Consider the following 24,157-nt stretch of genomic DNA (forward strand, 5'->3'; position numbering starts at 1 on the left):
TTGGTTGGTGACTGTTTAGTCTGTTGCAGCCGCGACTTCCGTGACGGTCAGCGCGGCGTGCTGGGTGTCGAGTTGTTTGAGTAAGGCGCGCGCACCCTGGTGCCGTTGGGCGGCCCCCCGTTCGGCGAGCTCTCTCGCCCTGGCGAGGTCGCGTGGGACAAGATCCCCTTTGAAGTGCAGGCGTCCCAGCTCAGCCATGGAGCCGGGATGGCCCACCTCAACCCCATCTTCCAACAGGGCGACGGCATCTGGCCGCTCCAGGCCAAAGCGCTCTTTAAGGTGCAAGCGGGCGAGGTCGGTCATGGCGCCGCCATGGCTGAGGGCGATTGCTTGGTTCAGCCAATCGATCCCTTCCTGCGCTGCCTCGGTTGATTTGGCATTGCGGGTCAACATGAGGCCCAGCTCATGCATCGCGCCGGCATCGCCGAGCTCGGCTGAGCGGACAAACCACCGTTGGGCCTGATCAAGGTCGGGATCTTGGAATTCACCCCTCAGATAGAGGCGGCCAAGGGTCTTCGCCGCACTGGCGGAGCCGCTATTTGCCTTGCTGATGAGGCCGTCTCTCGCTCTTGCAAACCAGTACTGGGCCATGCGGGGGTTCTGTGCGAAGCCGCTACCACCCTCATTTAGCAGGCGGGCCAATTGTATGGTGGCGGTTGGATAGCCAAAGATGGCGGCCTGCTCGTAGTGACCGCTGGCCGCTTCATAGCTAACGGCAACGCCGAGGCCACGCTCGTAGTGTTTGGCGAGCTGCACATGCGCTTTGTCATGGCCGAACTCCAGGCTCTTCAAGAACCATTGGAAGGCCATGGTCATGCAACCTGGGCCGGTGGCCCGTTGGTATAGCCGCCCAAGCTCATAAGCCGCCGCCCCGCGCTCCGCAAAGTCGTAAGAAACGGCGCGTTTGAAGGCCTCTTTGGCCGCGTGTGGGTCCGGATCAACGCCATGTCCTGATTTGAGCGCCCGGCCGAGATGGTAAAGCGCTGTCGGGTGCCCTTCGGCTGCTAGGCTACGAATGATCTCGTAGGCCTCTTCCCATTGCTTAAGCTTCTGTAACGCTCGGGCGTGTTTCAGCTGCTCAAGAACCCGTGCATCAACGCGTTGGGTTGGCTCGACCGTTGTCATGAGCGCTGCGGCTGGTGGTTCTGCCATCATGAGGGCGGAAACCAGGGCGGCGCCTGCCAGGGTGCCAAAGGCGGTCTTCACCGTTCGGGTATTCGTCTTGCGTAACATCACTGGACCCCCTTCCAGATGCGGCAGCCTTTGCCAGTGCTTAGGCTGATGCCGTCTTGTTGAATGGTGTTGGTGGTTGATGCGGGATCGAGCGGGCATTCCACCGTGTCGCTGAAGTTGCGGGTGGCACGCTGCACATGCGGCGCCTCAACGGTCATCCGGGCCAGCTGCGCGACAATCTCGCGGGCTGCATTGGCGTCGAAGTGATAAGCGTCAGTGAACCGATCCAGATCGCGTGTGAAAGCGCTGTCGAAATCGAAGTCGACCACCGGTGCCAGTTCAGCGAGCCGGAGGCGGAAATCGTTATTGGCACGCGCCATGCCGAAATCATTCAGCCGTTGCTGCATCTCGGTAATGGTTGGCGGGATGACGAAGACCAGCTGGACGTCGTTCTGTCGGGTCCAGTCCGCGATCTCGACGATCTTTGACCATAGGCGATCGGAGAATTGGAACCGACGCCAATCGGCAGCCCCGTTGGTGCCCACTTGCTTGGCGAAGCGACTGGGCAGATCACGCTCAATCTCCTCAATCTGCCAGATGGCGGACCAATGACCGAGGCCGCGCCCAAGACCCAAATTCGGCCCCTTGGAATGATCGCCGATGATCAGCGACATGCGTTGGGCAATGGCCCGCTGGTCGACTTCACAGTCTTTGCAATTTTCGGGGTCGAGCAGAACTTCCAGCGTAACAGGCTCTTCGCCAAGCTTAATGGCTGTCGTCTGGCTGTCTGTGGCAGCTGCATGGGCTGTTGAGGTAAGCGATGGCAGGTTGGCATGAAGCTCCTCGCCATAACGGTCTTCGAGGTTCTTAATGGCCGTCTTTAGGACGAACCAACTCGTGTAGTACTCGAACGGGCTATCGGCGATACGGATCGCCTCAGGTACCCGGTTGAGCCCACCCTTATGCCGCTCATCAAAGCTGCGTAGGGGGAGGCTGACCACAAGGGTTTCAAGGTCGGTGCGGTCCTGCAGGTATTTGAAGGTGTCATAGATCTCAAAGATCGTGGCACCGCCATAGGCGAAGTTGTAGACGCCCTCGACACCAACCTCATTCCAGTATTTGTCCTGCAATGCACGGGCACGGCTGTCGCCTAGAACGATGAACTGATCCTGACGCCGTGGATACTCAATCATCTTCCACAGCGGATAATGGGCGCGGAGGCTGATTTCCTCCCGGTCCAAGCCAAGGTCGAACTGATTGTTCATCCGGAATGGATCAACGATCCAGTTGGCCAAGGCCGGGCCGAAGCCGAGTACCAAAGCCAGGATCAAAGCGGGTAGATAACGCCGTGGGCGATTTTGTTTAAGCATTGTTGGAACCTCCGATTGCCTAAGAAGTGGCAAGGACGATGCCAACGGGTTGGTGTTTTTTATTTCAGCAAAAACAAATGGTTATGGTTTTTTGTTGCTTTTGCGATCTGCAAAGGTTTGCGATTTGCAAAATGCCGTCACCACAAGATTCGCAGCATAAAAAAGGGGCGGGACCAAAGCCCCGCCCGTTCAAGTGTTGGTTGGTTTAGTTAGACGATGAAGATGCCTGCATCGAAGAGTGAGGTTGCATCCTCACCATCGATACCTTGCAGGATGACAAGATCGGTCAGGCCATCACCGGTCCCGCCTTTGCGGACCGAGATCAGGGCGCCATCATCCGTATCCTCGACATTGAGGCGGGCGATGATCTCATCATCAGTCTCTGCGTTCTTCATCACATGACGAAGATCGATGGCATCATCGTTAAGATCGAAGTCGGTGATGATGTCGGCATCGCCATCAATGTCATAGCTACGCCATTCGAAGATATCGTCACCCGACCCACCGGTCAGTGTATCCTCGCCACCAAGTGAGCGGATGCGATCATCACCGCCGCCAGCAATCAGCTCATTCGCTTCTTTGCTGCCCTTGATGCTGTCATCACCATCACCGCTGATCGCGTTCTGGATATACTTCAGGTAGTCATTGCCGATCTCAAGCCCGTGTGCCTTCTTATTGTGCAGTAGGATTCTGAGATCATTGTCGTAGTCGGAGTAATCGACCGTGTTGACGCCCCGACCACCATGGAAGGAGTCATCACCGGCATCGGCAATGAAGGTATCATCACCATGGCCACCCTGTAGGTCGTCATCACCATGACCACCAGACAGCGTATCCTCACCGGCACCACCCTTTAGTGTGTCATCGCCATAACCACCGATTAGGTAGTCATCGCCAGACCCACCGATGACCAGGTCATCATGGTTACCACCGTCGAGCGTGTCCTGGCCATGGCCACCAATGATGGTGTCATCCTGGCTATCGCCATTGATGACATCGTCACCGCTGTTACCGCCAAGGCTATCACGCCCCTGACCACCGGATAGGTTGTCATTACCCGAGTTGCCAAAGACGGTATCGTCGCCTGACTCCCCGACCGCCTGGTCATCACCAGAGCCACCATGCAGGGCATCATTGCCGTTATCGCCTTCAAGCTTGTCGTTGCCGGACCGGCCATGCAGTTCGTCAGCGCCATTACCGCCATAGAGGTGATCATTATCGGATGGCGGGATGATTACGACGTCATCGTCACCGTCGCCATCACCTGTATCCGGATCCTCATCGTCATTCCCGGTTTGGTAATGGGCATTCAGAACCTGGGCATTAACGGTGCCGATATCGACCGTGAAAACACTGTCATCAAAGTCGCGATCGCCGCCATTGTAGAGATCCTCAAACCCAATGGTCAGCGTGCCAGCATCAGGCTTCAAGATGCCCGCCGTATGCAGCAAACCATCCGCGTTTAGCTGTTGATGCTCACCGAATGCCGCCGTGTGGTACTTGTCCACACGGATTTCGGTTTCGGTGCCATCCTCGGCCACGTGGATCAGATCGGGGTTGATGCTGTTCAGGGTGGCAATCTCACCATCCGCATCACGAAACTCGAGAGCGCCAGCCTCTAGATCAACATCGTTGTATCGACCGTTGAGATTGTAACCATTGGAAACGATGAAGAAGGATATTTGGTCACCAGCTTCCACGTCCAAGTACTCTCTCGAAACCCCCTGAACCAAATCACCGCCTGAATATCTCAGCGATGCATTTGGCCAAATGATCTCAACATCCGTAATGGTCTCATCCTCCTGCACCTTGTAGGTGCCGAAGGTGTTTTTGTACCCGGCTGTTTCACCCTCAAAGATAACAGAGACATCGTAGTCATCGGTGATCTCGACAGATTCAACATCGACGATGTTGGGGCCGCCGGAGCCGAAGACGATATCGTTGCCGTTATTACCTCTTAGGGTGTCATCCCCGGTACCGCCCCAGATCTCGTCATTCCCGTTTTGGCCGGTGATAGAGTCATCGCCAGCCCGTCCGGACATAACGTCTGAGGTATTCTTACCAGTAATATTATCATCCTCATTGGTGCCCACGATGGGGCGACTTGCAATCAAGCTAGGCATGATTTGGTCCTCCTAGATTTGCCAAACGGACCACACAGCCCCTCGTCTGTGTGGTCTCGCTTAGGCAGGGGGGGTAAGGGGCCGTTGCGCGGGTTCGGAGGGGACTCTGGCGAGGTGGAGCTTGGGGGGGTGATCACCTAGCCTTAGAGTTGTGCGCAACGGCCCCAACTCTCAGGTCACCATCCGATGCCCTGGTAATTCTTGTGCGCTGGCAGCTCTTGAGACATCCGGACCAGGTCCAGGACTTTCGTCTCTTCCAGCCGCTCATAAGCAGCACCGCGATACGGATCCTTGTTGTGTGAGATCACAACCAGCTCGGCCTCCTCCGTCACTTCGCCAATGCTTTTACGGGCGATGTTTGGCAGGTCCTGAACCACCCGGCGCAGGTGAGGCCGTGCGTGCTTCATGTAGCCGTAGTGCTGTGAGAGCGAAGCATCGAGGCGCAGGTTCTCATCATGGAGGACAACCTCCAGACCAGCCGACTGACACATCGCGATCAGCTCAAGCGTTGGGCTTTCCCGCAGGTCGTCGGTATTGCCTTTGAAGGTGATGCCGAGGAAGCCGATGCGTTGCGCCTTGCTCTCGACGATCATGCGGAAGGCTTCCTCCACATGCTCTTCATTTGAGCGGTTCAGGTTCTCCATCAGCGGCAGGCTGATGTTTAGCTCATCCGCCAGGTGTTCCATTGCCCGCACCTCTTTCGGTAGGCAGGAGCCACCGAAGGCAAAGCCAGGCTTCAGGTAGTAGGATGAGAGGTTGAGGTAACGGTCCTTTACGAAGATATCCATCACTTCGTGGCTATCGGTGCCGAGTGCCTTACAAAGGCGGCCAACCTCATTCGCGAAGGTGACCTTGGTGGCGTGCCAGGTATTGTCGACATACTTCACCATCTCCGCCGCATCGATTGAGCAGAACAGGATCTCCTCTTCAACGGCTCGGTAAACTTCGGCCAGCATCTCGCCAGCGCGTTCGTCATTCGCACCGATTACCGTTTTCGTGGGGGTGAAGAAGTCAGCGACGGCGGTACCTTCGCGCAGGAACTCAGGGTTGAAGCAGAGGCCAAAATCTGGGCCGAGCTTCTTGCCCGATGCCTGCTCAATCTCAGGCTGCATCACTTTCAAGGTGGTGCCCGGTGGCACGCTGCAGCGCATGACGATGAGGTGATACTCATCCTTCTCACGAAGTGCCTCACCAATTGTGCGGGAGACTGAGCGGACAAAGCTTAGGTCACAGCTGCCATCCTCAGCGGTTGGCGTGCCGACAGAGACAAAGGTGATGTCGGTTTCAAGAACAGCGCGGTGGCCGTTGCTGCCCGCGGTGATGATGCCCATATCAACGCCCTGGGTCAGGAGTTGATCTAGGTTGGCCTCCAGCATGGGGGAGGTGCCGTTCTGAATGGCGGCGATTTTGTCTTCAGCCAGATCAACACCGACAACCCGGTGCCCAAGGCTGGATAGGCAGCCGATTGACACGGCGCCGACATAGCCAAGACCAAAGATACTGATCGCGGTTTTCTCTTGAAGCAGCTCTTCATAAGTGGAGGCGGCTTCATCGATAAGAGCCGATGGCAGTTGAGTAATAGCGTTCATTTTTAAATCCCTCCGAAGATCGGGTCTTGTGAAACTCAGAGGGATATTTTCAAGTGCTGTGCCACATGTATAAATTATTTAAAAACAAGGGCTTATAAATTTTTTGGCAAATTGGGTTTTATTATAAAATCGATATCTGAAAAGATTGGTTTGCAAATACGAAAGCTGGATTTTCAATTTGCAAAGTTGGGCAACTGTTATCGCAGCAGCGTGCCAACAATGTGCGCAGATGGCATGTGGACCAGCTTGCTGTACCAGATCACACCAATGAACAGCATGGTGACCGATAGGGCGGTTAGGTATTTGGCCATGCCATTGCGAAACTGGTCGATAAAGGTGCCGCCATCAAAGCCTGCGGATTGGTTTCCACGGTTTGACCAGCGTTGCTTGGATAACCGCCAGATGCAGTAGACCTTCACTGACGCATTGATCAGCTGGTTCAGATACAGAATGAACGGATAGGTGATGTCGATCTTGCGCGAGTAGGTAAACAGTACGAGCGACAGCATCATTCTCGAGAACAGAATGAACAGAACGTAAGAGACCATGTAGTAGGGGGAGACCAGCAGTGACGCCGATAAGGCAAGCGCCGGGCTGACCAACATGGTCCACATCGATAGCCGCTGATCGATCAGGCACCACCAAATGAAGAAGGGCATGGCACGGGGACCGAGTTGGATTGCGCGCATGCCATTGCGAAGCATATTGCCCGACCAACGACGGAAATTCTGAACCATCCGGTCCATACCGCCACCCTCAATCACCTCCACGGTATAGCCAAGGGCATCGGGCACATAGAGCATGCGAGAGCGATGCTTTAACAGGTAGTACCAGGTGCTCTTGTCATCACCGGATAGGAAACGAAACTTGCCCCATAGCCAGTGATCCAGGTGATCCGCTTCAAGCACCCGTATGAACTCTAACTGCATCAGGTGATTGGCACGGAACACCGACATCCGACCGGTAAGGGTTAGGACGCGGTTAGAAAGGGCGTGGCTTTGCATGGCGAGGCGTCGCTGGGCAAACCGCATCGTCAGCCAGCTGGCAATCCATTTGGGCCCGATGCAGATGACCTCCTCATCCGTGGTGACGGCCTGCAGATCAGGGTAGAGGCGGAACAGCGGCATGCATTTACCAATACAGCCTTGGCCAAGGATGAAGTCACCATCCATGAAGATGATCAGATCATCGGGCTCAACATTGCCGCGGTTCATAGCACGAAGCACAAGGCCAATCGCGGCCCGTTTGCCCGGCACGTTCTGGCGAACAATCTTAAGCTCGAAGTCAATGTCCGTGGTCTCACGCCGGATCAGGTCGGCGATGATCTCCTCATCATAGATATCACCGGATCCAAGCCAAATTGTGCCCGGAACACCGGCGTCGCGGACTTCACGGATAATGCTGCGCACTACCTTCTCGGTAATGTCCCGATGCTCTTTGAAGGTGGTGAACATGAAATGCAAATGGCGGGGGCGCCAGCCATCCCGCCAGAGTTGCTCACCCTCCGCTTTAAGCCGCGGATAGACATGGCGGCCATAGTTGCGGGCCCTAACTGCATGGGTCATCCACCAGCCATATCGCCAGACACCAAGTATGCCGAGGGTGAAGGTGATGGCCTGGGTTTCAGGATCCCACAGGGTGTTGGGGATGACGGCGCTGCCAATGAAAACCAGGCTGAAGAATAGGAAAATTTGATAGAGCACCAGTGGTGTCCATTTCTTGAAACCGGTGGGCCAGACCGTGGGGTCATCAATTTTATAGTTCTGGGTTACCGCCCGTCGGATGGGATGGGTCATTGCACCCCCTCGAGCATTTGTGGCGCCCCCGGCACCTCTGCGACCATCTGTTGATGACCGAGGCCGGATGACCATGCGGTTGCCAGGCTGTGAACCACGCCATCGGCGGCCCGCTGGTTGAAGACAACAATGGCGGGAAGGCCGGCCACCACATCATCGGCGCTACCATCCTGTGGCAGGGAGAGGCGAACCATGCCGGACCGGTCGGTCTCGGTCCGCCAGCTATAGCGGGAGCGTTCGGCCTGAACAAAGCCGTCGGTTCGGTCAACAACCTCAACCCGGCCAATGATGGTGCGATCCAGCGCCGGGATATAGATCGATGCCGGGTCACCTAGGCCGATGCGCAGGATCTGTTCCTGGCGAACAAATGCCAGGATTTCCCGCTCATGCGATTGCTCCACGATGAAAAGGGCATCGCGCTTATGAATGCTGGCGCCATTGGCCCGCAGGTTATCAATCAGGCGGCCATTGAATGGTGCCTTGATTAGATAGTCATCCCGCTCTTGCTGCAGCAGGTCAACCCGACGCCGGGCATTGCGTAGCTCGGCGCTGGCGATCTTGCGGTCTGCGTTTAGGCGATCGGTTTCGGTGGCGAGACGCGCACTCTCAAAGAAGTTGTCGCCGGACGCTTTCACCGAAACTTGGCGAAGCTCCGTAACATCAATCCGGGTTTGTTCAACCCGTGCGGCCTGTTCGGTAACTCGGCTGGCGAGTTGATCGCGCTTGGATGCCGTGGTCAGGCCTTTCTCTAACAGGATGTCGGCCCTAGCCAGTTCAGCCTTCGCGATGCGCAGCTCTTCAAGTTCAGCGCTTAGGCGTGCCTCAGCCCGTTTCACATTGTTTAGGCCGATAATCTCATGATCGCGGGCCCGACGCTGGGCGCTGCGCAGGTTTTGATCGATGGAGGCAACCTCCGCTTCAGCGGCGGCGACGGCGAGGCCTGCAGCGGCAATGCGTCGGTCCAGGGCGGGGTTTGCAATCTCCGCTAGTACTTGTCCGCGATAGATTTGGGTTGGCGCATCGGTGATCTTGATGATCAGCTCGCCATCGACCTTAGCGGTGATCGTCTCAACCGGTGCCGAGACAACAGCGCTATCGATCTCAAGCACGAAGATATTGCTGTAGGCGAGTAGCAGGGCGTAGCCGAAGACAATCAGGCCAAGGAAGGCATAGAAGCCGGTCATGGCCACCATCTTTATAGGCCAGCGCCGAACGGGGATCTCTGCAATCGGGTTTGGATCGGGCTTGGTTGAAACCGGTGTGACCGGGACATCAATACGCTGGATGGTATCTTCAATAACCACCATTGAGCCGCGCACCAGCTCATCAACATAGTGGGATAGTAGACCGGTTGCCCGATCATCAAGATCGACAAAAGACAGCCCAAGCTCGCCAACATTCCGATCAATGCGACAGACTTCCATCTTTAGTTCAAAAGAGATGTCAAAGCCCTGGAACGGCAACACGGCCGAACCGGATAGCCGGTCACCCTTCTGTAGTCGACCAATCTCGTCCACCTCTAAGCACAGCCCGCCGAGGCTCCAATTCACCACGGCATAGTCCTTGCCATCGATGATGAGCTTCATTGGTGCTGTCACCCTATGGTGCAGACGCTGACTTGGTCGTTCTCTTACGACCTTCATGATTGGACCCTCCGATTGTCCTCCCCTATAGGAGCAAAGGAGGGGCCAGTTTTTATTTGTTTTAAATCAACGGGTTAGAAATTTGCATTTTATGCGATTAGCAAATCCGAAAACGAATCTTTCGATTTTGCAAAAATTTTGGCCCCGACTTATCAGCCTGCACAATTTGGTGCCTTGGCACGACCAGCCGGTGTTTTGGGTTGAGGTCAGTGAACCCCGCAGAAAGACTGGCGTTGGCATGTAAATCATCCCCTGCAGATCAGATTTGGCATCGTGATTGCCCCGTAACGTCCATCAGGTTCAATCCAATCGGACGGAGGGTCCTTTCATGCAATTCACTAATCAGAAGACGACACCGGTGATTATGGCTGGCGGTTCAGGTACCCGCCTTTGGCCGCTTTCCCGGTCCATGCGCCCGAAGCAGTTTCAACAGCTGATCGGTAATACCACGCCATTCCAAGAAACATGCCAACGGGTTGCCGACCAATCGCGGTTCACCGCGCCAATCATCGTGACCGCCGAGAGCTATGTTGAGCTGGTCCACGAGCAATTGGCCGAGTTGAGCATCGAGCCATTAGAGGTGATCGTGGAACCGATGGCCCGCAATACCGGCCCAGCCATCGCCGCTGCTCTGATCTCTATGAAGTCGAAGATGCCGAATGGTCGGATCTTGGTTCTGCCATCGGATCACTTGATCCATGACCGGGCGGCCTTCCTAACCGCAACGGACCGTGCCGAAGAGCTTGTCTTGGCCGGTGATCTGATCACCACCTTTGGGATTGAGCCAACCGAGCCGCATACGGGCTATGGCTATATCTGCCGTGGTTCAGCGCTAGTCGTCTCTGAGACCACAACCATCGACCGGTTCGTGGAGAAGCCAAACCGTCAAACCGCTGATCAGCTGATTAGCGATAAGGGTGCGCTTTGGAACAGCGGCATGTTCTTCATGTCCGTGAAGCGCGGCCTGCGTGAGCTTGCGGTCCATGCACCGGAAATCCTGGCATCGGTTAACCAGGCTCTCAAATTCTCTAAGCAAGAGCGGACGACCGTTCATCTGGAAGCTGTCAGCTTCTCACGATGCCCCGACATCTCAATCGACTATGCGCTGATGGAGAAGACCAGCTATGGCGCCGTTGTCGCGGTGGATTGTGGTTGGAGCGACATTGGTGGCTTCACCGCCCTATGGCAGCAGCACAGCCACGACCTGGATGGCAATGCCACCAACGGCGATGTCATTACCAAGGACACCCGGAACTCATTTATCCGCAGTGACGGACGCCTGGTGGCGGTTGTCGGGCTGGATGATGTTGTCGTGGTCGATAGCGGCGACGCTGTCTTGGTCACCAGCAAAGACCGCTCCCAGGATGTGAAGTCCGTGGTGGCTGAGTTGTCTCAATCGGGCAATCAGGTCGCCCATGAGTTCACCGAACAGCAGGGTGCCTCCGCATCAACCCGCCCATGGGGCAGCTACCAGATCCTTGATGAGGATGAGGGCTTCAAGGTGAAGCGCATCACGGTCAAGCCGGGTGGTCGCCTATCCCTGCAGTATCACCACCACCGTGCTGAGCATTGGACCGTTGTTTCCGGCGTTGCCACCGTCACGGTCGATGACGAGGAACACACACTGAAGCCAAACCAGAGTGTGCACATCCCGCTCGGCGCCCATCACCGGCTTGAGAACTTTGGCACAGAGCCGGTGCACCTCATCGAAGTTCAGTGCGGCACCTATCTCGGCGAGGACGACATCGTGCGCCTCGACGATGTGTACGGCCGCGATGCAGTCGACCAGGCCATCCAGCCGGTCGCCGCCGAATAATCAAATTGGGAAAGGAGAGGACCAATGATCCATTACGTTTTCGATATCTGTGGAACCCTGCTGGATGATGAGGGCTTCCTGGACAAAGACTTCGCTGACTTCTTCCGGGAATGGAGTGAGGGACAGCGCGTGACCATCCTAAGCGAGGGCGCAAACTCCCGGCATATCGCCAATGTCTCCCTGCTTGGCCGTCACATCGAACCCATGGTCGGCCCCGATCACCTGCATCGGACCATGAACTCCATCCTCGCAGAGCCACGCCTTAGTCGCGTCAACCTGTTCATGAACCTGGAGCGCAATGTCGAACGATATCGGCCAATTGCTGAACAGCTCTGGGGCCATGCCCAGGGGCACTGCGTCACCCCAGTCGCCAGTTTTGAGGATACCTGGCAGGCCCTGCAGAGCACGCTACGGCCAAGTTGGGATCGTGCGGCCAGCCGACATCAGGTTCGGCCATTCATCTACCACAACGCCGCTTAAGAACGGCGCCATGAAGGAGGACACGACATGACCATGATCGAAGAAATGATTAGCAGCATTACCGCCAGATTCAGAGGAGGCCCCCAAATGACCCTGCTTGAATACGTCTTCAACGGATACCTAATCGCCTGCGAATGCGGTGAAGAGTTTCACGTCCCTGAAGCCCAGGCCGAAAACATTGTCTGCCCCTGTGGCCGATCCCTGTCTTGCCAACGCGATGATTTGGATAAGGCATGGCACCTAATTCGATCCGGGGAGATCAAGCCGGAGGAACTGACCATCGACGCAGCATGACGGTGTTTTGCAATGTCAAAAGTGCAAACAGCAAACTTTGCATCCTGCGAATCTAAACTTTGCAGGATGCAAAGTCTGTTCAGTCGAGAGTTGTCTAATATATTGTTTTAAATGAATATTTGTGGTGGCACGAAGATTGATCCTTCCCTCTTGAACAGACCAACCTGTCGGAGGACACAATGAAAACCATCGCCCTGCCCAGCCAGCTTCGTGACATCAGCTTTACCTTCATCACCGTTATCATCATGGCCTTTGCTAGCCTCAGTGCCGCCCATGCCAATGATCCCATCCTTATCGTGAAGGGTAAGGTCACCGGCGCGCCTCATGTGCATAGTCATGAGACGCTTAACCGGTTTAACCAGCACACCATCCGCACCACCACTGATTGGACGGATGGCATCACCGAATTCCAAGGGCCGCTTGCCCGTGACATCCTCACCGTCGCCGAGGGCGCCGGCGACACAGTCCGGGCCGTTGCAGTGAACGATTATGCCGTCGAAATTCCTATGAGCGACTTCTGGGACTACGATGTCATCCTGGCCACCTCAATGAACGGCCAGCCGCTGTCATTGCGCGATAAGGGGCCAATCTGGGTGGTTTATCCAAGGGATGAGCATCCCGAGCTGCAATCCGTTGAACACAATGATAAGTGGATCTGGCAGCTTAAAGAGATCATCGTCAAATAGACTGATTGATCGGGGGGTATCAGTGAAGAACGCAGCGGCCATCCGTTATGCCGTCGTCATCATCGCGATTGTCGGATGTGCAGCTGCCTTCTGGACTGGTATCCGGAATGCCCTGAAGGCTGATCAAAGCCTTCAGGAATTCCTGATTGAGGATGTGGTTTGGGCGGCTGCACAGACCCATAGCGAGCTCGTCAGGCTCAGCGCTGAAATTCACGAATATCAACGCATCAATGATCGTGCCCGGCTATCCCGCCGGGTCGATATTGTTTGGAGCCGGTTAAACGTTTTGCAACGCGGATCAGTGGCAGAATTCCTGGACCAGACCGATCTTGATGAGGTGCCTAGTCAGCTTGAGCAGGCGCTAGAAGATCTGGATGCCATGCTGGCGCCCGTGTTGCTGAACCAAGCCGGCCATGTTGATTGGACGGCCGCCAGTGAACTGGTAAACGGACAGGTGATTGCTATCCGGAGCTGGTCTAACAGCGTGCTGCATGCTGAGCAGGGGAGGATGGCGCGTTACGCCAGCCAACGTGACAGCGCTTATGGCTATATCATCGCCGCATTTGGTGGGCTGGCCCTGGGCAGTATTCTGTTCATCATTGCGTTTGGTTTGGAGGCGCGAAGTGCCCGCCGATCCCAAGCAGCGGCGCAAGAGGCGGGTGAACGTGCCAGCGCCGCCGAGCAGCGCCTGATTGACGCGATTGAGGCGCTACCTGAGGGGTTTGCCCTCTATGACAGCGATGATCGGTTGGTAATCTGCAATAGCCGCTACAAAGAGATCTACAGCCTCGCCGCGCCGGAGATTTATCCCGGCAATACCTTTGAGAACATAATCCGATACGGCGCCGAGCGGGCCGAGTATGTCGAGGCCCAAGGCCGCGTTGATGACTGGGTTCAAGAGCGGCTGGAGATGCATCGCAATCCCGGCCCACCAATTGAACAGCGGCTAGACGGTGGGCGTTGGCTGCGGATCGAGGAGCGGAAGACCTCAGATGGTGGTGTCGTCGGCTTCCGCATTGATATCTCTGAGATCAAACGGGCCGAGCAGCTGCTTTTGCGTGCTGAGGAGGCGGCCCAGCTGGGTCACTGGACCTACAATGTTGAGGATGATGAGATTGTCTATTCAGAGCAGCTTTTGCAGCTTCTGAACCTCCCGGCTGATTCCAAGAACATCGCGCTCGAGACCTTTGCCGAGCTTATCGATGATGGCTATCGGCAGGGCTTCTATGACCAGCTGCTGGACTTGGCCTTCACGGGTAAGTCCGCCGAATACATGGCCCGTTTGGTTGGGAACACCGATCGATATCTGTTGCTCAAGATTGTGCCAGAACTGGATGCAAAAGGCCGGGTGATCTCGCTGTTCGGCACGGCGCAGGACATCACGGCGAGGCACCTTGCAGAGTTGCGTATGGAAAGCGCCATGCAGCACGCACAGGAGGCAGATAAGGCAAAGAGCCAGTTCCTAGCCGTCATGAGCCATGAGATCAGAACCCCGCTCAACGGTCTCATCGGTGCGCTGAACCTGGTCGGCGATGCAACCGATCCGGGGGAGAACAGCCGCTACATCGACCTCGCGGTACGGAGTGCCAGCCGATTGCGCACGGTGCTGAATGATGTGCTCGACTTCACTAGGATTGAGAGCGGGCACCTGAAGATATCTTCTGATCCCTTCGACTTCTCCCGCTTCATTCAGGACACCATGCAGTTCTGGCAGGCCTCTGCCGTCGCGAAGCAGATTAACTTGAGTTCAGAGGTCGATGCGGAAATCCCACCGACCCTGATCGGCGACCAAATTCGGTTGCGGCAGGTGATCGACAACCTGATCAGCAACGCGATTAAGTTCACCCCGGAGGGCGGTGAGGTCACCATCTGCGCCGAGTTCAGCCCGATGGAATGGGCGGTGGCCGATGAGCGCTACCAAATCCGCTTCCGTATTTTGGACAATGGCCCCGGCCTGGATGAGAGCGTTCGCAGTAAGATTTTCCGCGAATTCGTTCAGGTTGGGTCTATGCAGAACGCGGAATCCCAAGGTTCCGGCCTTGGTCTTGCCATCTGCCATCGTCTGGTCGGCCTAATGGGTGGTGAGATTGATTTCCGTGCCCGACGGGATGGGGGCACTGAATTCTGGTTCGATGTGCCCATGCTGGCGATGGATGAGGCCCTTAACCCAATCGAACCACAGCAGGCAGCCCGCCCGAGTGAGGAAGTCACACTGCCCTCAGGCCTGCAGGTGCTGCTGGCCGAAGACAATTTGACCAGCCAGATCGTTGTGGAGGCAGAGCTGGCCAAACGAGGCTGTGAAGTTACCGTTGTTGGCAATGGCCAAGACGCGATGGAGGCCGCCCTGGCTGGCAGCTTCGATGTGGTCCTGATGGATGTCTCGATGCCGGTGATGAGTGGCACGGATGCGACCCAGGCGATCCGCAAGAGAACCTCTGAGCTGCCGATCATCGCCCTAACGGCCTATGCCAGCCTTAATGAGGCTGAGCAGTTCATTCAGGCAGGCATGAATGCCGTGGTTGCTAAACCAATCGATTGGTCTGTGCTGACGACCGAAATTAACCGATGCTTGGCCACTGGTACTTCCGGTAGCCAAAGCATTGGCCTGGTCAAACCCGCGCTGTCTGATCCGGAGCCTGAGATGTTGAATGATCCGCTAATCGACGCACCGCAACTTACCCAGATGTTGGATGCGCTAAGCGAGGCGGCGATCGAACGCATGTCCGGCCAGATCGGCCAGGACTTGGCGGGATGTCAGAGCCAACTTCAGGCCGGCGTCGATGATCAGGATTTGGAACAGCTGGAGGCTGGCTCTCACAAGCTTCAAGGTCTAGCAGGCATCGTCTTTGCTGATCGGTTAAATACCGCCGCTAAGCTTTTGAATGATCAGGCCCGGGCGGGTAATCTCGCAGCCGCGCTCGACGCATCCCAGACTGTGCTGCCCTTGATCAGCCAGACCAACCAAGAATTCGATAAGTTCATGGCCTTACGTCAGGCCGGATCTCAGACATTGAGTGCTGACACATGACCCAACACCCCGTCCTTCTCGTTGAAGACACCCCGTCCTTATCGGTGGTCTATGAAGATCAGCTGCGCAGCGCTGGCATCGGTTGCGATATGGCTGAAACCGGGGCGCAGGCCTTAGAGTTCCTCAATCAGCGCAGCTACAAGGCGATCCTTCTTGATCTGAAGCTGCCCGATATGGATGGCTTCGACATCCTGCGAAACCTCAATGATATGGGAGTGGATAGCGCGGTTATCGTGATCACGGCCCATGGCTCGATGAACATGGCGGTTGAGGCCATGCAGCTGGGCGCGAAGGACTTCCTGGTGAAGCCCTTTGCCAAGGAACGCCTGATCACAACGGTTAAAAACGCGATTGAGACGGCAACACTCCAGTCTGAGGTCACCTCAATCAAAGAGGACCTGGGGCGGCCAAGTTTCCAGGGTTTTGTGGGCAGCTCCCTACCGATGCAGGCGATCTATAAGACCATCGCCAGTGTCGCCACCTCAAAGGCCAGTGTCTTCATCACCGGCGAGAGCGGCACGGGTAAAGAGGTCTGTGCTGAGGCGATCCACAACGCCAGCCCGCGCCGCACCGAGCCCTTTGTTCCCTTGAATTGCGGTGCAATCCCGAGCGAGCTTATTGAGTCTGAGATTTTTGGCCATCTGAAGGGTTCCTTCACCGGTGCGACGGCGGATCGTCCGGGGGCCGCATTAATGGCCAATAAGGGGACGCTGTTCCTCGATGAAATCTGCGAGATGGACATCAACCTGCAGTCCAAGCTGCTCCGTTTCCTCCAGACCGGCAAGGTGCAGAAGGTTGGGTCATCCAAGCTTGAGGATGTGGATGTGCGCATTGTCTGCGCAACCAATCGTGACCCCCTGGTCGAGGTTGAGGCTGGCCGGTTTCGTGAAGACCTCTACTATCGTCTGCATGTTGTACCGATCCATTTGCCGCCCCTGCGAGAGCGTGCCGGTGATGTGTTGGAGATTGCTGAGGACTTCCTAAAACGCTTCAGCCGTGAAGAGGGCAAGGCCTTCACTGCCTACACGCCAGAGGCCCAGGATAAGCTGGTTACCTATGGTTGGCCCGGTAATGTAAGGGAGCTTCAGAACGTCATTCGCAATGCTGTCGTCTTAAATGAGGGCGAGCAGCTGGATGCCAGTATGATGACATTCAGTGAGCGGAGCGGCCAACCAGCCCCGACACCTATCACGGCGACGCCGACAATGACGGCGCCAGCGCCATCGGTCGCTGCGGCAACCCCGGCACAGCCAGCCCAAAGCGGCCCAAACTCAGTATCACTGGGCCGCAGCTACAAAGAGATTGAACAGGACGTCATTGAGAAGACCATCTCAATGTGCGGTGGCAGTATCCCAAAGGCCGCCAAGCTTCTGCAGCTCAGCCCCTCCACGATTTATCGTAAGCGTGAGGGCTGGATTGAGGTGACAGCTGGAAGTTGATCTGCCTAAGCCCAGAACTTCTCGTGCACGACCGCTTCTTGATCGCCGGTGGAGGTTTGGACGGTTAGTTCCGTGCCCGGGTCCCAATGGGTCATGCGGATCATGCCGATTGAGACATTGGTATTGAAATCCGGTGACCATACGGCCGAGCTAATCCGGCCAACCCGTTTTTGATTACCGTTCTTGTCGGTGGCCATGACCGGCCAATGGCGGTCGCAGGATGGTACTGGATCGCCTTTGATCTCAACTGGGCGGATGGCCTGAACGGGGCCTTCCTTGTCGACCCGCAACAGGGCATCACGGCCAATGCAGCCAATCGCCGATTGGATGTCGCAGAACCGGTCCAACCCACACTCATGGGGCGTGTTGTCATCGGTCATATCGTTGCCATAGGACAGCAACCCACCCTCAATCCGCTCGATCAGGTTGGGGCAGCCCGGATGAACGTCGAGGTCGCGCCCGGCCTCCATCAGCGCATCCCAAACTGGCATGGCATTCTCACTGCCCTCGACATAGACCTCAAAGCCACCCTGCTTAGAGTAGCCGGAGCGGGCGATCGGCATCGCCTTGCCACGATGTTCAAAAATGCCGAAGCGGAAGAACTTCAAGTCTTTCACGCTATCGCCGAAGACGCGGGCCATCAGCTCCTCAGCCTTTGGACCTTGCACGGCGAGGGGGGAGACATCGGGCTCATCCACCAGCACATCAAGGCGCCAGCCATAGGCGATGGCCTTAATCCAAAGCAGTAGGTCGCTATCAGCGATGGAGACCCACCATCGATCCTCGGCCAGTTTGATCGCCACCGGGTCATTCAGCATGCCGCCCGTCTCATCAACGATGGGCACGTAGAAGCATTGGCCGGGGTTCATATGGGTCAGGTTACGCGGGGTCAGCATTTGCATCAACCGCCCGGCATCGGGGCCACGCAACTCAACCTGCCGCTGAACCGCCACATCCCAAAGCTGCACCGCGGATTTCAGGTGGTGGTAATCCTCTTCCAAGCTACGGAAGACGGTGGGCAGCAACATGTGGTTGTAGACCGTATAGGCCTTAACACCGGCAGCCTCGACGGCGGCGGAAAACGGGGTGCGGCGAAGCCGGGCGGAGGGGGTGATCAGGACCATAGTGCTAGCCCCCGGGCCGATACGGAATGTGGCGTCATCTCTATTCTTTCCTCCCTCTGACCACGGGCATTTAGCACGCGGCAGTGGTCATGGCGGCGGCAGCGTCTTTATGCGCTGTCCTGCCTTAAGCCCTGCAACCAATCCACAGCATGGGTGAGGTCGCCAAACGGGTAAATATGAATTCCGCGCACCAGTGTTTCTTGGGCTGGATCGGCTTGCATTTCAGCAAGCTCCGTTAAAATGTCATCGGCAGCCCAGCGTCCCAGTAGCTTCATCGAGCTAGGTCGTTTCGCCAGCATTGCGGCGGACGCAGTAACCCCGCATTGAACGGCGTATTTCAACAGGGTTGGCAGCTTGGCCGGGCCGGGTAGGCCGACATGAACTGGCAGGTCAAACCCCTTATCCAGCAGGTGCCGGTCCCATTTGATCAGTGGCTCGGTGCTAAAGATGAACTGGGTGACGATCCACATCTCCGCCCCCTTGTCCTTGGCATAGGCGGATTTCACCTCAATCGCGCGGTCGAGCTCAGCGCTATCGGCATGGGGGTGACCCTCCGGGTGCCCCGCTACCGCAATCCGGGTCATACCGTGCTTAGCCAGTAAACCGGTTTCCAGCACATCCATCGTGCTATCGAAGGGGCCAGCTGCTGGGTTGGTGTCGCCTGCGATCAACAGCACCGTATCAACGCCATAGCCGGCCAGTTCGGACAGCGTCTCATCGAGCTCCCTCTCACTCTTCAGCGTGCGGGCCGGAATGTGCGGCACGGGGCGCAGGTCCTGAGCAATTAGCTTCGGTGCGGCACCGGTGGTGGCCTTAATCTCGCTGCCCGGCAGGTAGGGAATATAAACCTCACTGCCAGCGGCGAGCATCTCACCCAGATTATCCCGCTTGGCGATTTGACCTGCGGTCATCTCAACCGACACGCCGTTGAGCAAGCGCGCGAGAGCGTCTTGCTTGGTCATCGGCTCGGCGGTGGTGGTTTGGCTGCTATCTGTCATGGCACTAACCATAGGTCGCGAAATCTGTCCGGCTAGGCATTCAAAACCCAACCTTGATCGCCCCCTTTAACTGACCTGACCGGCAAACGCACGCGCCGCGATTTCATACTCTTCCGGCGTGTTGATGTTCAGGAAGCTGTGGGGAGGGAGGTCAAGCGGTGTGGGTAGGGCCTCAGCACCGTAAAGTGCCCCCAGTTCTCGCATCGTTACAACCTCGCCAGTGTGTGCAGGGCCGTGGAGGCAGATGGGTAGAATGGATGCTTCAAAGTAACCACTGCGCGCTGACTTGAGGAGCATTTGGCCAAGGGCAATCGGGAACAGCGGCATGTCCACCGGCATGGCTAGGTAGCGTTGGAAGCCCGGATGATTGTTGATGATGTCCATAATGGCCCGGGCAGGGCCGTTTCCCGGCGTATCATCTGTTGCATAGCGGTAACCGGGAACATCGCCGCTAACGATAATCTCACTGACGCCGATCTGCTCAAGCAGGGCAACCATATGCTCAATCATCGGGCGACCGTCGAGCATTAGGCTGGTTTTGTCCTGGCCCATGCGGCGGGAACCGCCACCTGCCAGGATGATGCCGAGTGATTGATTGGTCATTGTGCCCTTGATCCCTGGCCCTGATCGCCGATATGCCAGGCTTGCCGATTTCCCGAAGCTAGTTGAGCGTCACCATGGATTACCTCGCCGATAAAGTCATCATCATCACCGGTGCGAGTAAGGGCATCGGCGCTGCCGCCGCCGAGTACCTCGCGGATAAGGGCGCGAAGGTTGTGGTGGCCGCCCGCAGCGCCAGTGCGCTGGAAGAGCTTGTAGCCTCAATCAAGGATGCCGGTGGCATTGCCCAGGCGGTCGCCTGCGATGTCAGTGACTACACCCAGGTTAAGGCGCTCGCCGAAACAACCAAGCAAGCCTATGGCCGTATTGATGTGCTGGTGAACAATGCTGGCATCATTGATCCGGTTGCCCGGATGGATGAGATTGACCCAGCCGATTGGGACAAGGTTATCGATATCAATGTGAAGGGTGTGTTCTATGCCGCCCATTCTGTTCTTCCCGCCATGTTGGCCGAGGGGGCAGGCACGATCATCAACATCAGCTCAGGCGCGGCCTATAACGCCCTAGAGGGGTGGAGCCATTATTGCGCTAGCAAGGCGGCCGTTCTGTCCTTAACCCGCTCGCTCCATAAAGAGTATTCCGAGCATGGTATTCGGGCGGTCGGCTTGAGCCCTGGTACGGTAGCAACCGATATGCAGCGGACGATCAAGTCGTCGGGTGTAAACCCGGTTTCCCAGATGGATTTTGCGCAGCATATTCCAGCCGAATGGGTGGCGAAGGCGATTGCCTATCTCTGCAACCCTGTGGCCAACCTACCCTTGGGCGCTGATTTTACGCTGAAGACGGATGCCGAACGGGCGGCGGTTGGCCTCCCACCGGTTGGCTGAGCGGCATTGCCCCGTTAAGCTTTCAGCATGAGTGACCCAATCGACGACCTCTTCATTATTGGTGGCGGTATCAATGGCTGCGGCATTGCGCGTGATGCCGCTGGCCGGGGCTTAAGCGTGACCCTGGCTGAGAAGGGGGACCTCGCCGGGGAGACGTCATCCTCGTCGACCAAGCTGTTCCATGGTGGCCTTCGCTATCTCGAATACTTTGAGTTCCGGTTGGTGCGGGAAGCACTGATTGAACGGGAAATTCTGCTGCGTGCCATGCCGCATATCAGCTGGCCCATGCGGTTCGTTCTGCCCTATCACGACGAGATGCGGTTTGAGAGTGATACACCCACCTCAAAACTGCTGAGTGCCCTTATGCCCTGGATGAAGGGGCGGCGACCGGCTTGGCTGATCCGGCTGGGTCTTTTCCTCTACGACAATCTCGGTGGCCGCCAGATCTTGCCCGCTACACGCACGGTGAACTTGGCCACGGATGAGGTTGGCAAACCGCTCAAGCCCAAGTTCAAGAAAGCGTTTGAGTATTCCGATTGCTGGGTTGACGATGCGCGGCTGGTCTGCCTGAACGCCCGTGATGCGGCACGGCTTGGCGCCCAGGTCCGGACGCGGGAGCGGGTGGTTTCCGCCACGGTGGAGGATGGCGCCTGGACCATCACGCTCGAGAACCAGGAAACGGGTCTGAAGAGTACAAGCCGGGCCCGGATGGTGGTCAATGCCGGTGGTCCTTGGGTCGCCGATATATTGCGCAACAAAATGCGCAGCAATTCAGCCAGCGATATTCGCCTTGTCCGGGGTAGCCATATCGTTACCCGCAAGCTGTTCGAGCATGATCACTGCTACTTCTTCCAGGGTAAGGATGGCCGGATCATCTTCGCCATCCCTTATGAGACCGACTACACCCTTATCGGCACAACGGATGTTGAGCATAGCGACCCGAATGCCGACCCCGAATGCTCAGTTGAGGAACGCGACTACCTGCTGAACTTTGTCTCGGAGTACCTTGAGAAGCCGGTAACACCAGACGATGTGGTGTGGAGCTACTCCGGTGTGCGTGGGCTCTATGATGATGGGGCCAGTTCAGCAAGTGCTGCGACGCGGGATTATGTGTTGGAGCTGGATGGTCACCTAGGCGCACCGGCGCTTCACGTGTTTGGCGGTAAGATCACGACCTATCGCAAGCTCGCCGAGGCGGCGATGGAGCAGGTGGCGACCTGTCTGTCAGAAACCAAGCATGCCTGGACCAGGGAGGCGCCGTTGCCTGGAGGGGCCTTTCCGGTCGATCAAGTCACCAATCTGGTCGATGACCTATTGCGGCGGTATCGGTTTTTAGATCGCCGTACGGGCCTGCGCCTTGTGCGGGCCTATGGCACCGAGGCCGCCATTATGCTGGGTGATGCCAAGTCATTCGACGATCTGGGGCAAGATTTCGGCGCTGGTCTAACCCAGCGTGAAGTTGATTGGCTGATAACCCATGAGTTCGCCCGCACCGCAGAAGATGTGGTGTGGCGCCGGTCAAAGTTGGGGTTGAGACTGAGTGCTGATCAGATCGCCGTTCTAGATGATTGGATGCGCGAACGCTGCGCCACCCGTCCCGCCGCCGAATGATCAAAACGAAGAAGCGAAACCGCCATGTCCTATATCCTCGCCATTGATCAAGGCACCACCTCAAGCAGGGCCATCCTGTTCGACCAGAGCTTGCAGCCGGTTAGCATGGCGCAAGAGGAGTTCACCCAGCACTTCCCCAATTCAGGTTGGGTTGAGCATGACCCGGAGGATATCTGGTCAACCGTTGCTGGTACCTGCCGAAAGGCGATGGAGCGGTCGAATGCGCGCCCCGGCAGCATCACGGCAATCGGGATCACCAATCAGCGTGAGACGCTGGTGGTTTGGGATAAGGAGACGGGCAAGCCAATCCATAACGCCATTGTTTGGCAGGATCGCCGATCATCTGAGATCTGCCGCACCTTCCGGGAGGCAGGTCACGAGCCAGAGGTGACCAAGATCACCGGCCTGCTGCTGGATCCTTATTTCTCAGGCACGAAGCTTAAATGGTTGCTGGATCATGTGGAGGGCGCGCGAGCGAAAGCCGCGGATGGCAAGCTGCTGTTTGGCACGATTGATAGCTATCTGATCTGGCGCCTAACCGATGGCAAGGTGCACGCAACCGACGCCACCAATGCTGCCCGAACTCTGCTCTTCGACATCCGTGCTGGGGCATGGAGCGAAGAGATGTGCGCCATGCTGGATGTGCCCATGGCCATGCTGCCAGAGGTAAAGGATTGCGCCGCTGATTTCGGTATGGCGCGGGCCGATCTGTTTGGCGAAGAGGTACCGATTTTTGGCGTTGCGGGGGATCAGCAGGCGGCCACGATTGGGCAGGCTTGTTTCAAGCCCGGCATGGTGAAATCGACCTACGGCACAGGTTGCTTTGCGCTGTTGAATACGGGCGTTGAGGCCATTGCATCGAGCAACCGGCTGCTGACCACCATCGCCTATCAGCTTGATGGGCAGCGAACCTATGCGCTGGAGGGATCGATCTTCATTGCCGGGGCCGTGGTGCAGTGGCTGCGCGATGGCCTAAAGATAATCCGCGATGCGGCCGAGACGCAGCCGCTCGCCGAACAGGCCGATCCCAACCAGTCGGTGATTATGGTCCCTGCCTTTGTCGGACTGGGCGCACCGTATTGGCATGCCGAATGTCGCGGTGCTGTTTACGGGCTAACCCGAAATTCAGGCCCCGCCGAATTTGCCAAGGCAGCGTTGGAGAGCGTTGGGTTTCAAACCCGCGACCTGCTCGAGGCCATGCGCGCTGATTGGCCAGCCAGTGACGGGGCGGAGAACACGCTGCGGGTTGATGGCGGGATGAGTGCGAGCGATTGGACCATGCAATTCCTGGCCGACATTCTGGGTGCGCCGGTTGATCGACCGACGGTGCTGGAGACGACGGCGTTGGGCGCTGCGTGGCTTGCCGGCATGCGGGCCGGTATCTATCCGGATCAAGAAGGGTTCGCCGCGACCTGGGCGTTGGATAGACATTTTGAGCCAGCGCTACCGAAGTCAGACGCCGACCAGCGCTACGCCGCCTGGCAACGGGCGGTCCAGGCGACGATGTCTGTATAAGATGGCAGCTTAGTAGGGGCTGTT

The 24,157-nt window shown here is 57.0% G+C and carries 18 protein-coding genes; 9 read left to right on the plus strand and 9 right to left on the minus strand.

What is annotated here, in order from left to right; translation table 11 throughout:
• Nucleotides 1-15: 15 nt before the first annotated feature.
• The 6 genes from KI792_08430 to KI792_08455 all read right to left on the minus strand — a co-directional run bounded on the left by KI792_08430 (nt 16) and on the right by KI792_08455 (nt 9,637).
• Complete coding sequence (locus KI792_08430) at nt 16-1,233, minus strand: sel1 repeat family protein (GenBank protein ID MBV6633042.1); 1,218 nt, start codon at nt 1,231-1,233, stop codon at nt 16-18.
• Nucleotides 1,233-2,543 (minus strand): hypothetical protein, encoded by a 1,311-nt coding sequence (locus KI792_08435; protein ID MBV6633043.1) that lies wholly within the window; start codon nt 2,541-2,543, stop codon nt 1,233-1,235. Before KI792_08435 ends, KI792_08430 begins: the two co-directional genes overlap by 1 nt.
• Before the next feature lie 209 nt (nt 2,544-2,752).
• Nucleotides 2,753-4,639 (minus strand): DUF4114 domain-containing protein, encoded by a 1,887-nt coding sequence (locus KI792_08440; GenBank protein ID MBV6633044.1) that lies wholly within the window; start codon nt 4,637-4,639, stop codon nt 2,753-2,755.
• A gap of 203 nt (nt 4,640-4,842) precedes the next feature.
• Nucleotides 4,843-6,255, minus strand: coding sequence for a nucleotide sugar dehydrogenase (locus KI792_08445; GenBank protein MBV6633045.1), 1,413 nt, complete (start codon nt 6,253-6,255; stop codon nt 4,843-4,845).
• Between the two features lie 197 nt (nt 6,256-6,452).
• A complete protein-coding gene (locus KI792_08450) occupies nt 6,453-8,051 on the minus strand; it encodes a glycosyltransferase (protein ID MBV6633046.1) in 1,599 nt (532 codons plus the stop codon).
• Nucleotides 8,048-9,637, minus strand: a complete 1,590-nt coding sequence (locus KI792_08455) for a PilZ domain-containing protein (protein ID MBV6633047.1) — start codon at nt 9,635-9,637, stop codon at nt 8,048-8,050. Before KI792_08455 ends, KI792_08450 begins: the two co-directional genes overlap by 4 nt.
• A gap of 385 nt (nt 9,638-10,022) precedes the next feature.
• On the opposite strand from KI792_08455, the gene KI792_08460 reads away from it, so the two are divergent.
• The 6 genes from KI792_08460 (at nt 10,023) to KI792_08485 (ending at nt 17,437) form a co-directional block, all read left to right on the plus strand.
• Entirely contained in the window at nt 10,023-11,510 is a 1,488-nt protein-coding gene (locus KI792_08460) for a mannose-1-phosphate guanylyltransferase/mannose-6-phosphate isomerase (protein MBV6633048.1), read from the plus strand.
• Between the two features lie 24 nt (nt 11,511-11,534).
• Complete coding sequence (locus tag KI792_08465; GenBank protein MBV6633049.1) at nt 11,535-11,990, plus strand: hypothetical protein; 456 nt, start codon at nt 11,535-11,537, stop codon at nt 11,988-11,990.
• A gap of 87 nt (nt 11,991-12,077) precedes the next feature.
• Nucleotides 12,078-12,284: a hypothetical protein gene (locus KI792_08470; protein ID MBV6633050.1), complete on the plus strand. Its 207-nt coding sequence runs from the start codon at nt 12,078-12,080 to the stop codon at nt 12,282-12,284.
• A gap of 179 nt (nt 12,285-12,463) precedes the next feature.
• Nucleotides 12,464-12,970: a molybdopterin-dependent oxidoreductase gene (locus KI792_08475; protein MBV6633051.1), complete on the plus strand. Its 507-nt coding sequence runs from the start codon at nt 12,464-12,466 to the stop codon at nt 12,968-12,970.
• Nucleotides 12,971-12,992: 22 nt separating this feature from the next.
• Entirely contained in the window at nt 12,993-15,998 is a 3,006-nt protein-coding gene (locus KI792_08480) for a response regulator (protein MBV6633052.1), read from the plus strand.
• Nucleotides 15,995-17,437 (plus strand): sigma-54-dependent Fis family transcriptional regulator, encoded by a 1,443-nt coding sequence (locus tag KI792_08485; protein ID MBV6633053.1) that lies wholly within the window; start codon nt 15,995-15,997, stop codon nt 17,435-17,437. The genes KI792_08480 and KI792_08485 overlap by 4 nt, the downstream gene beginning before the upstream one ends.
• Nucleotides 17,438-17,442: 5 nt before the next feature.
• Here the strand turns inward: KI792_08485 and KI792_08490 are convergent, their stop codons facing one another.
• The 3 genes from KI792_08490 to KI792_08500 form a co-directional block, all read right to left on the minus strand.
• Nucleotides 17,443-18,561, minus strand: coding sequence for a dimethylsulfoniopropionate demethylase (locus tag KI792_08490; protein ID MBV6633054.1), 1,119 nt, complete (start codon nt 18,559-18,561; stop codon nt 17,443-17,445).
• A gap of 107 nt (nt 18,562-18,668) precedes the next feature.
• Nucleotides 18,669-19,559: a methylenetetrahydrofolate reductase gene (locus KI792_08495; protein MBV6633055.1), complete on the minus strand. Its 891-nt coding sequence runs from the start codon at nt 19,557-19,559 to the stop codon at nt 18,669-18,671.
• A 66-nt stretch (nt 19,560-19,625) separates the two neighbouring features.
• Nucleotides 19,626-20,162: an NTP transferase domain-containing protein gene (locus KI792_08500; GenBank protein ID MBV6633056.1), complete on the minus strand. Its 537-nt coding sequence runs from the start codon at nt 20,160-20,162 to the stop codon at nt 19,626-19,628.
• 74 nt (nt 20,163-20,236) lie between these two features.
• On the opposite strand from KI792_08500, the gene KI792_08505 reads away from it, so the two are divergent.
• The 3 genes from KI792_08505 to glpK are packed head-to-tail and all read left to right on the plus strand — an operon-like array spanning nt 20,237 to nt 24,133.
• Nucleotides 20,237-21,007, plus strand: a complete 771-nt coding sequence (locus KI792_08505) for an SDR family oxidoreductase (protein MBV6633057.1) — start codon at nt 20,237-20,239, stop codon at nt 21,005-21,007.
• Between the two features lie 27 nt (nt 21,008-21,034).
• A complete protein-coding gene (glpD, locus tag KI792_08510; GenBank protein ID MBV6633058.1) occupies nt 21,035-22,618 on the plus strand; it encodes a glycerol-3-phosphate dehydrogenase in 1,584 nt (527 codons plus the stop codon).
• 24 nt (nt 22,619-22,642) lie between these two features.
• Nucleotides 22,643-24,133 carry a glycerol kinase GlpK gene (gene glpK, locus KI792_08515; protein ID MBV6633059.1) on the plus strand — a complete coding sequence of 497 codons (1,491 nt, stop codon included), beginning with the start codon at nt 22,643-22,645 and terminating at the stop codon, nt 24,131-24,133.
• Nucleotides 24,134-24,157 lie beyond the last annotated feature (24 nt).

The organism is Alphaproteobacteria bacterium SS10 (genome assembly GCA_019192455.1).
Classification (GTDB): domain Bacteria; phylum Pseudomonadota; class Alphaproteobacteria; order TMED2; family TMED2; genus TMED2.

What these genes read in the sequence shown, in the direction of transcription:
- KI792_08445 (MBV6633045.1), bottom strand. Translation starts at nt 6,255, where the DNA reads ATGAACGCTATTACTCAACTGCCATCGGCTCTTATCGATGAAGCCGCC.
- KI792_08470 (MBV6633050.1), top strand. Translation starts at nt 12,078, where the DNA reads ATGACCCTGCTTGAATACGTCTTCAACGGATACCTAATCGCCTGCGAA.
- KI792_08485 (MBV6633053.1), top strand. Translation starts at nt 15,995, where the DNA reads ATGACCCAACACCCCGTCCTTCTCGTTGAAGACACCCCGTCCTTATCG.
- KI792_08450 (MBV6633046.1), bottom strand. Translation starts at nt 8,051, where the DNA reads ATGACCCATCCCATCCGACGGGCGGTAACCCAGAACTATAAAATTGAT.
- KI792_08430 (MBV6633042.1), bottom strand. Translation starts at nt 1,233, where the DNA reads ATGTTACGCAAGACGAATACCCGAACGGTGAAGACCGCCTTTGGCACC.
- KI792_08475 (MBV6633051.1), top strand. Translation starts at nt 12,464, where the DNA reads ATGAAAACCATCGCCCTGCCCAGCCAGCTTCGTGACATCAGCTTTACC.
- KI792_08490 (MBV6633054.1), bottom strand. Translation starts at nt 18,561, where the DNA reads ATGGTCCTGATCACCCCCTCCGCCCGGCTTCGCCGCACCCCGTTTTCC.
- glpK (MBV6633059.1), top strand. Translation starts at nt 22,643, where the DNA reads ATGTCCTATATCCTCGCCATTGATCAAGGCACCACCTCAAGCAGGGCC.
- KI792_08500 (MBV6633056.1), bottom strand. Translation starts at nt 20,162, where the DNA reads ATGACCAATCAATCACTCGGCATCATCCTGGCAGGTGGCGGTTCCCGC.
- KI792_08455 (MBV6633047.1), bottom strand. Translation starts at nt 9,637, where the DNA reads ATGAAGCTCATCATCGATGGCAAGGACTATGCCGTGGTGAATTGGAGC.
- KI792_08465 (MBV6633049.1), top strand. Translation starts at nt 11,535, where the DNA reads ATGATCCATTACGTTTTCGATATCTGTGGAACCCTGCTGGATGATGAG.
- KI792_08505 (MBV6633057.1), top strand. Translation starts at nt 20,237, where the DNA reads ATGGATTACCTCGCCGATAAAGTCATCATCATCACCGGTGCGAGTAAG.
- KI792_08495 (MBV6633055.1), bottom strand. Translation starts at nt 19,559, where the DNA reads ATGACAGATAGCAGCCAAACCACCACCGCCGAGCCGATGACCAAGCAA.
- glpD (MBV6633058.1), top strand. Translation starts at nt 21,035, where the DNA reads ATGAGTGACCCAATCGACGACCTCTTCATTATTGGTGGCGGTATCAAT.
- KI792_08460 (MBV6633048.1), top strand. Translation starts at nt 10,023, where the DNA reads ATGCAATTCACTAATCAGAAGACGACACCGGTGATTATGGCTGGCGGT.
- KI792_08435 (MBV6633043.1), bottom strand. Translation starts at nt 2,543, where the DNA reads ATGCTTAAACAAAATCGCCCACGGCGTTATCTACCCGCTTTGATCCTG.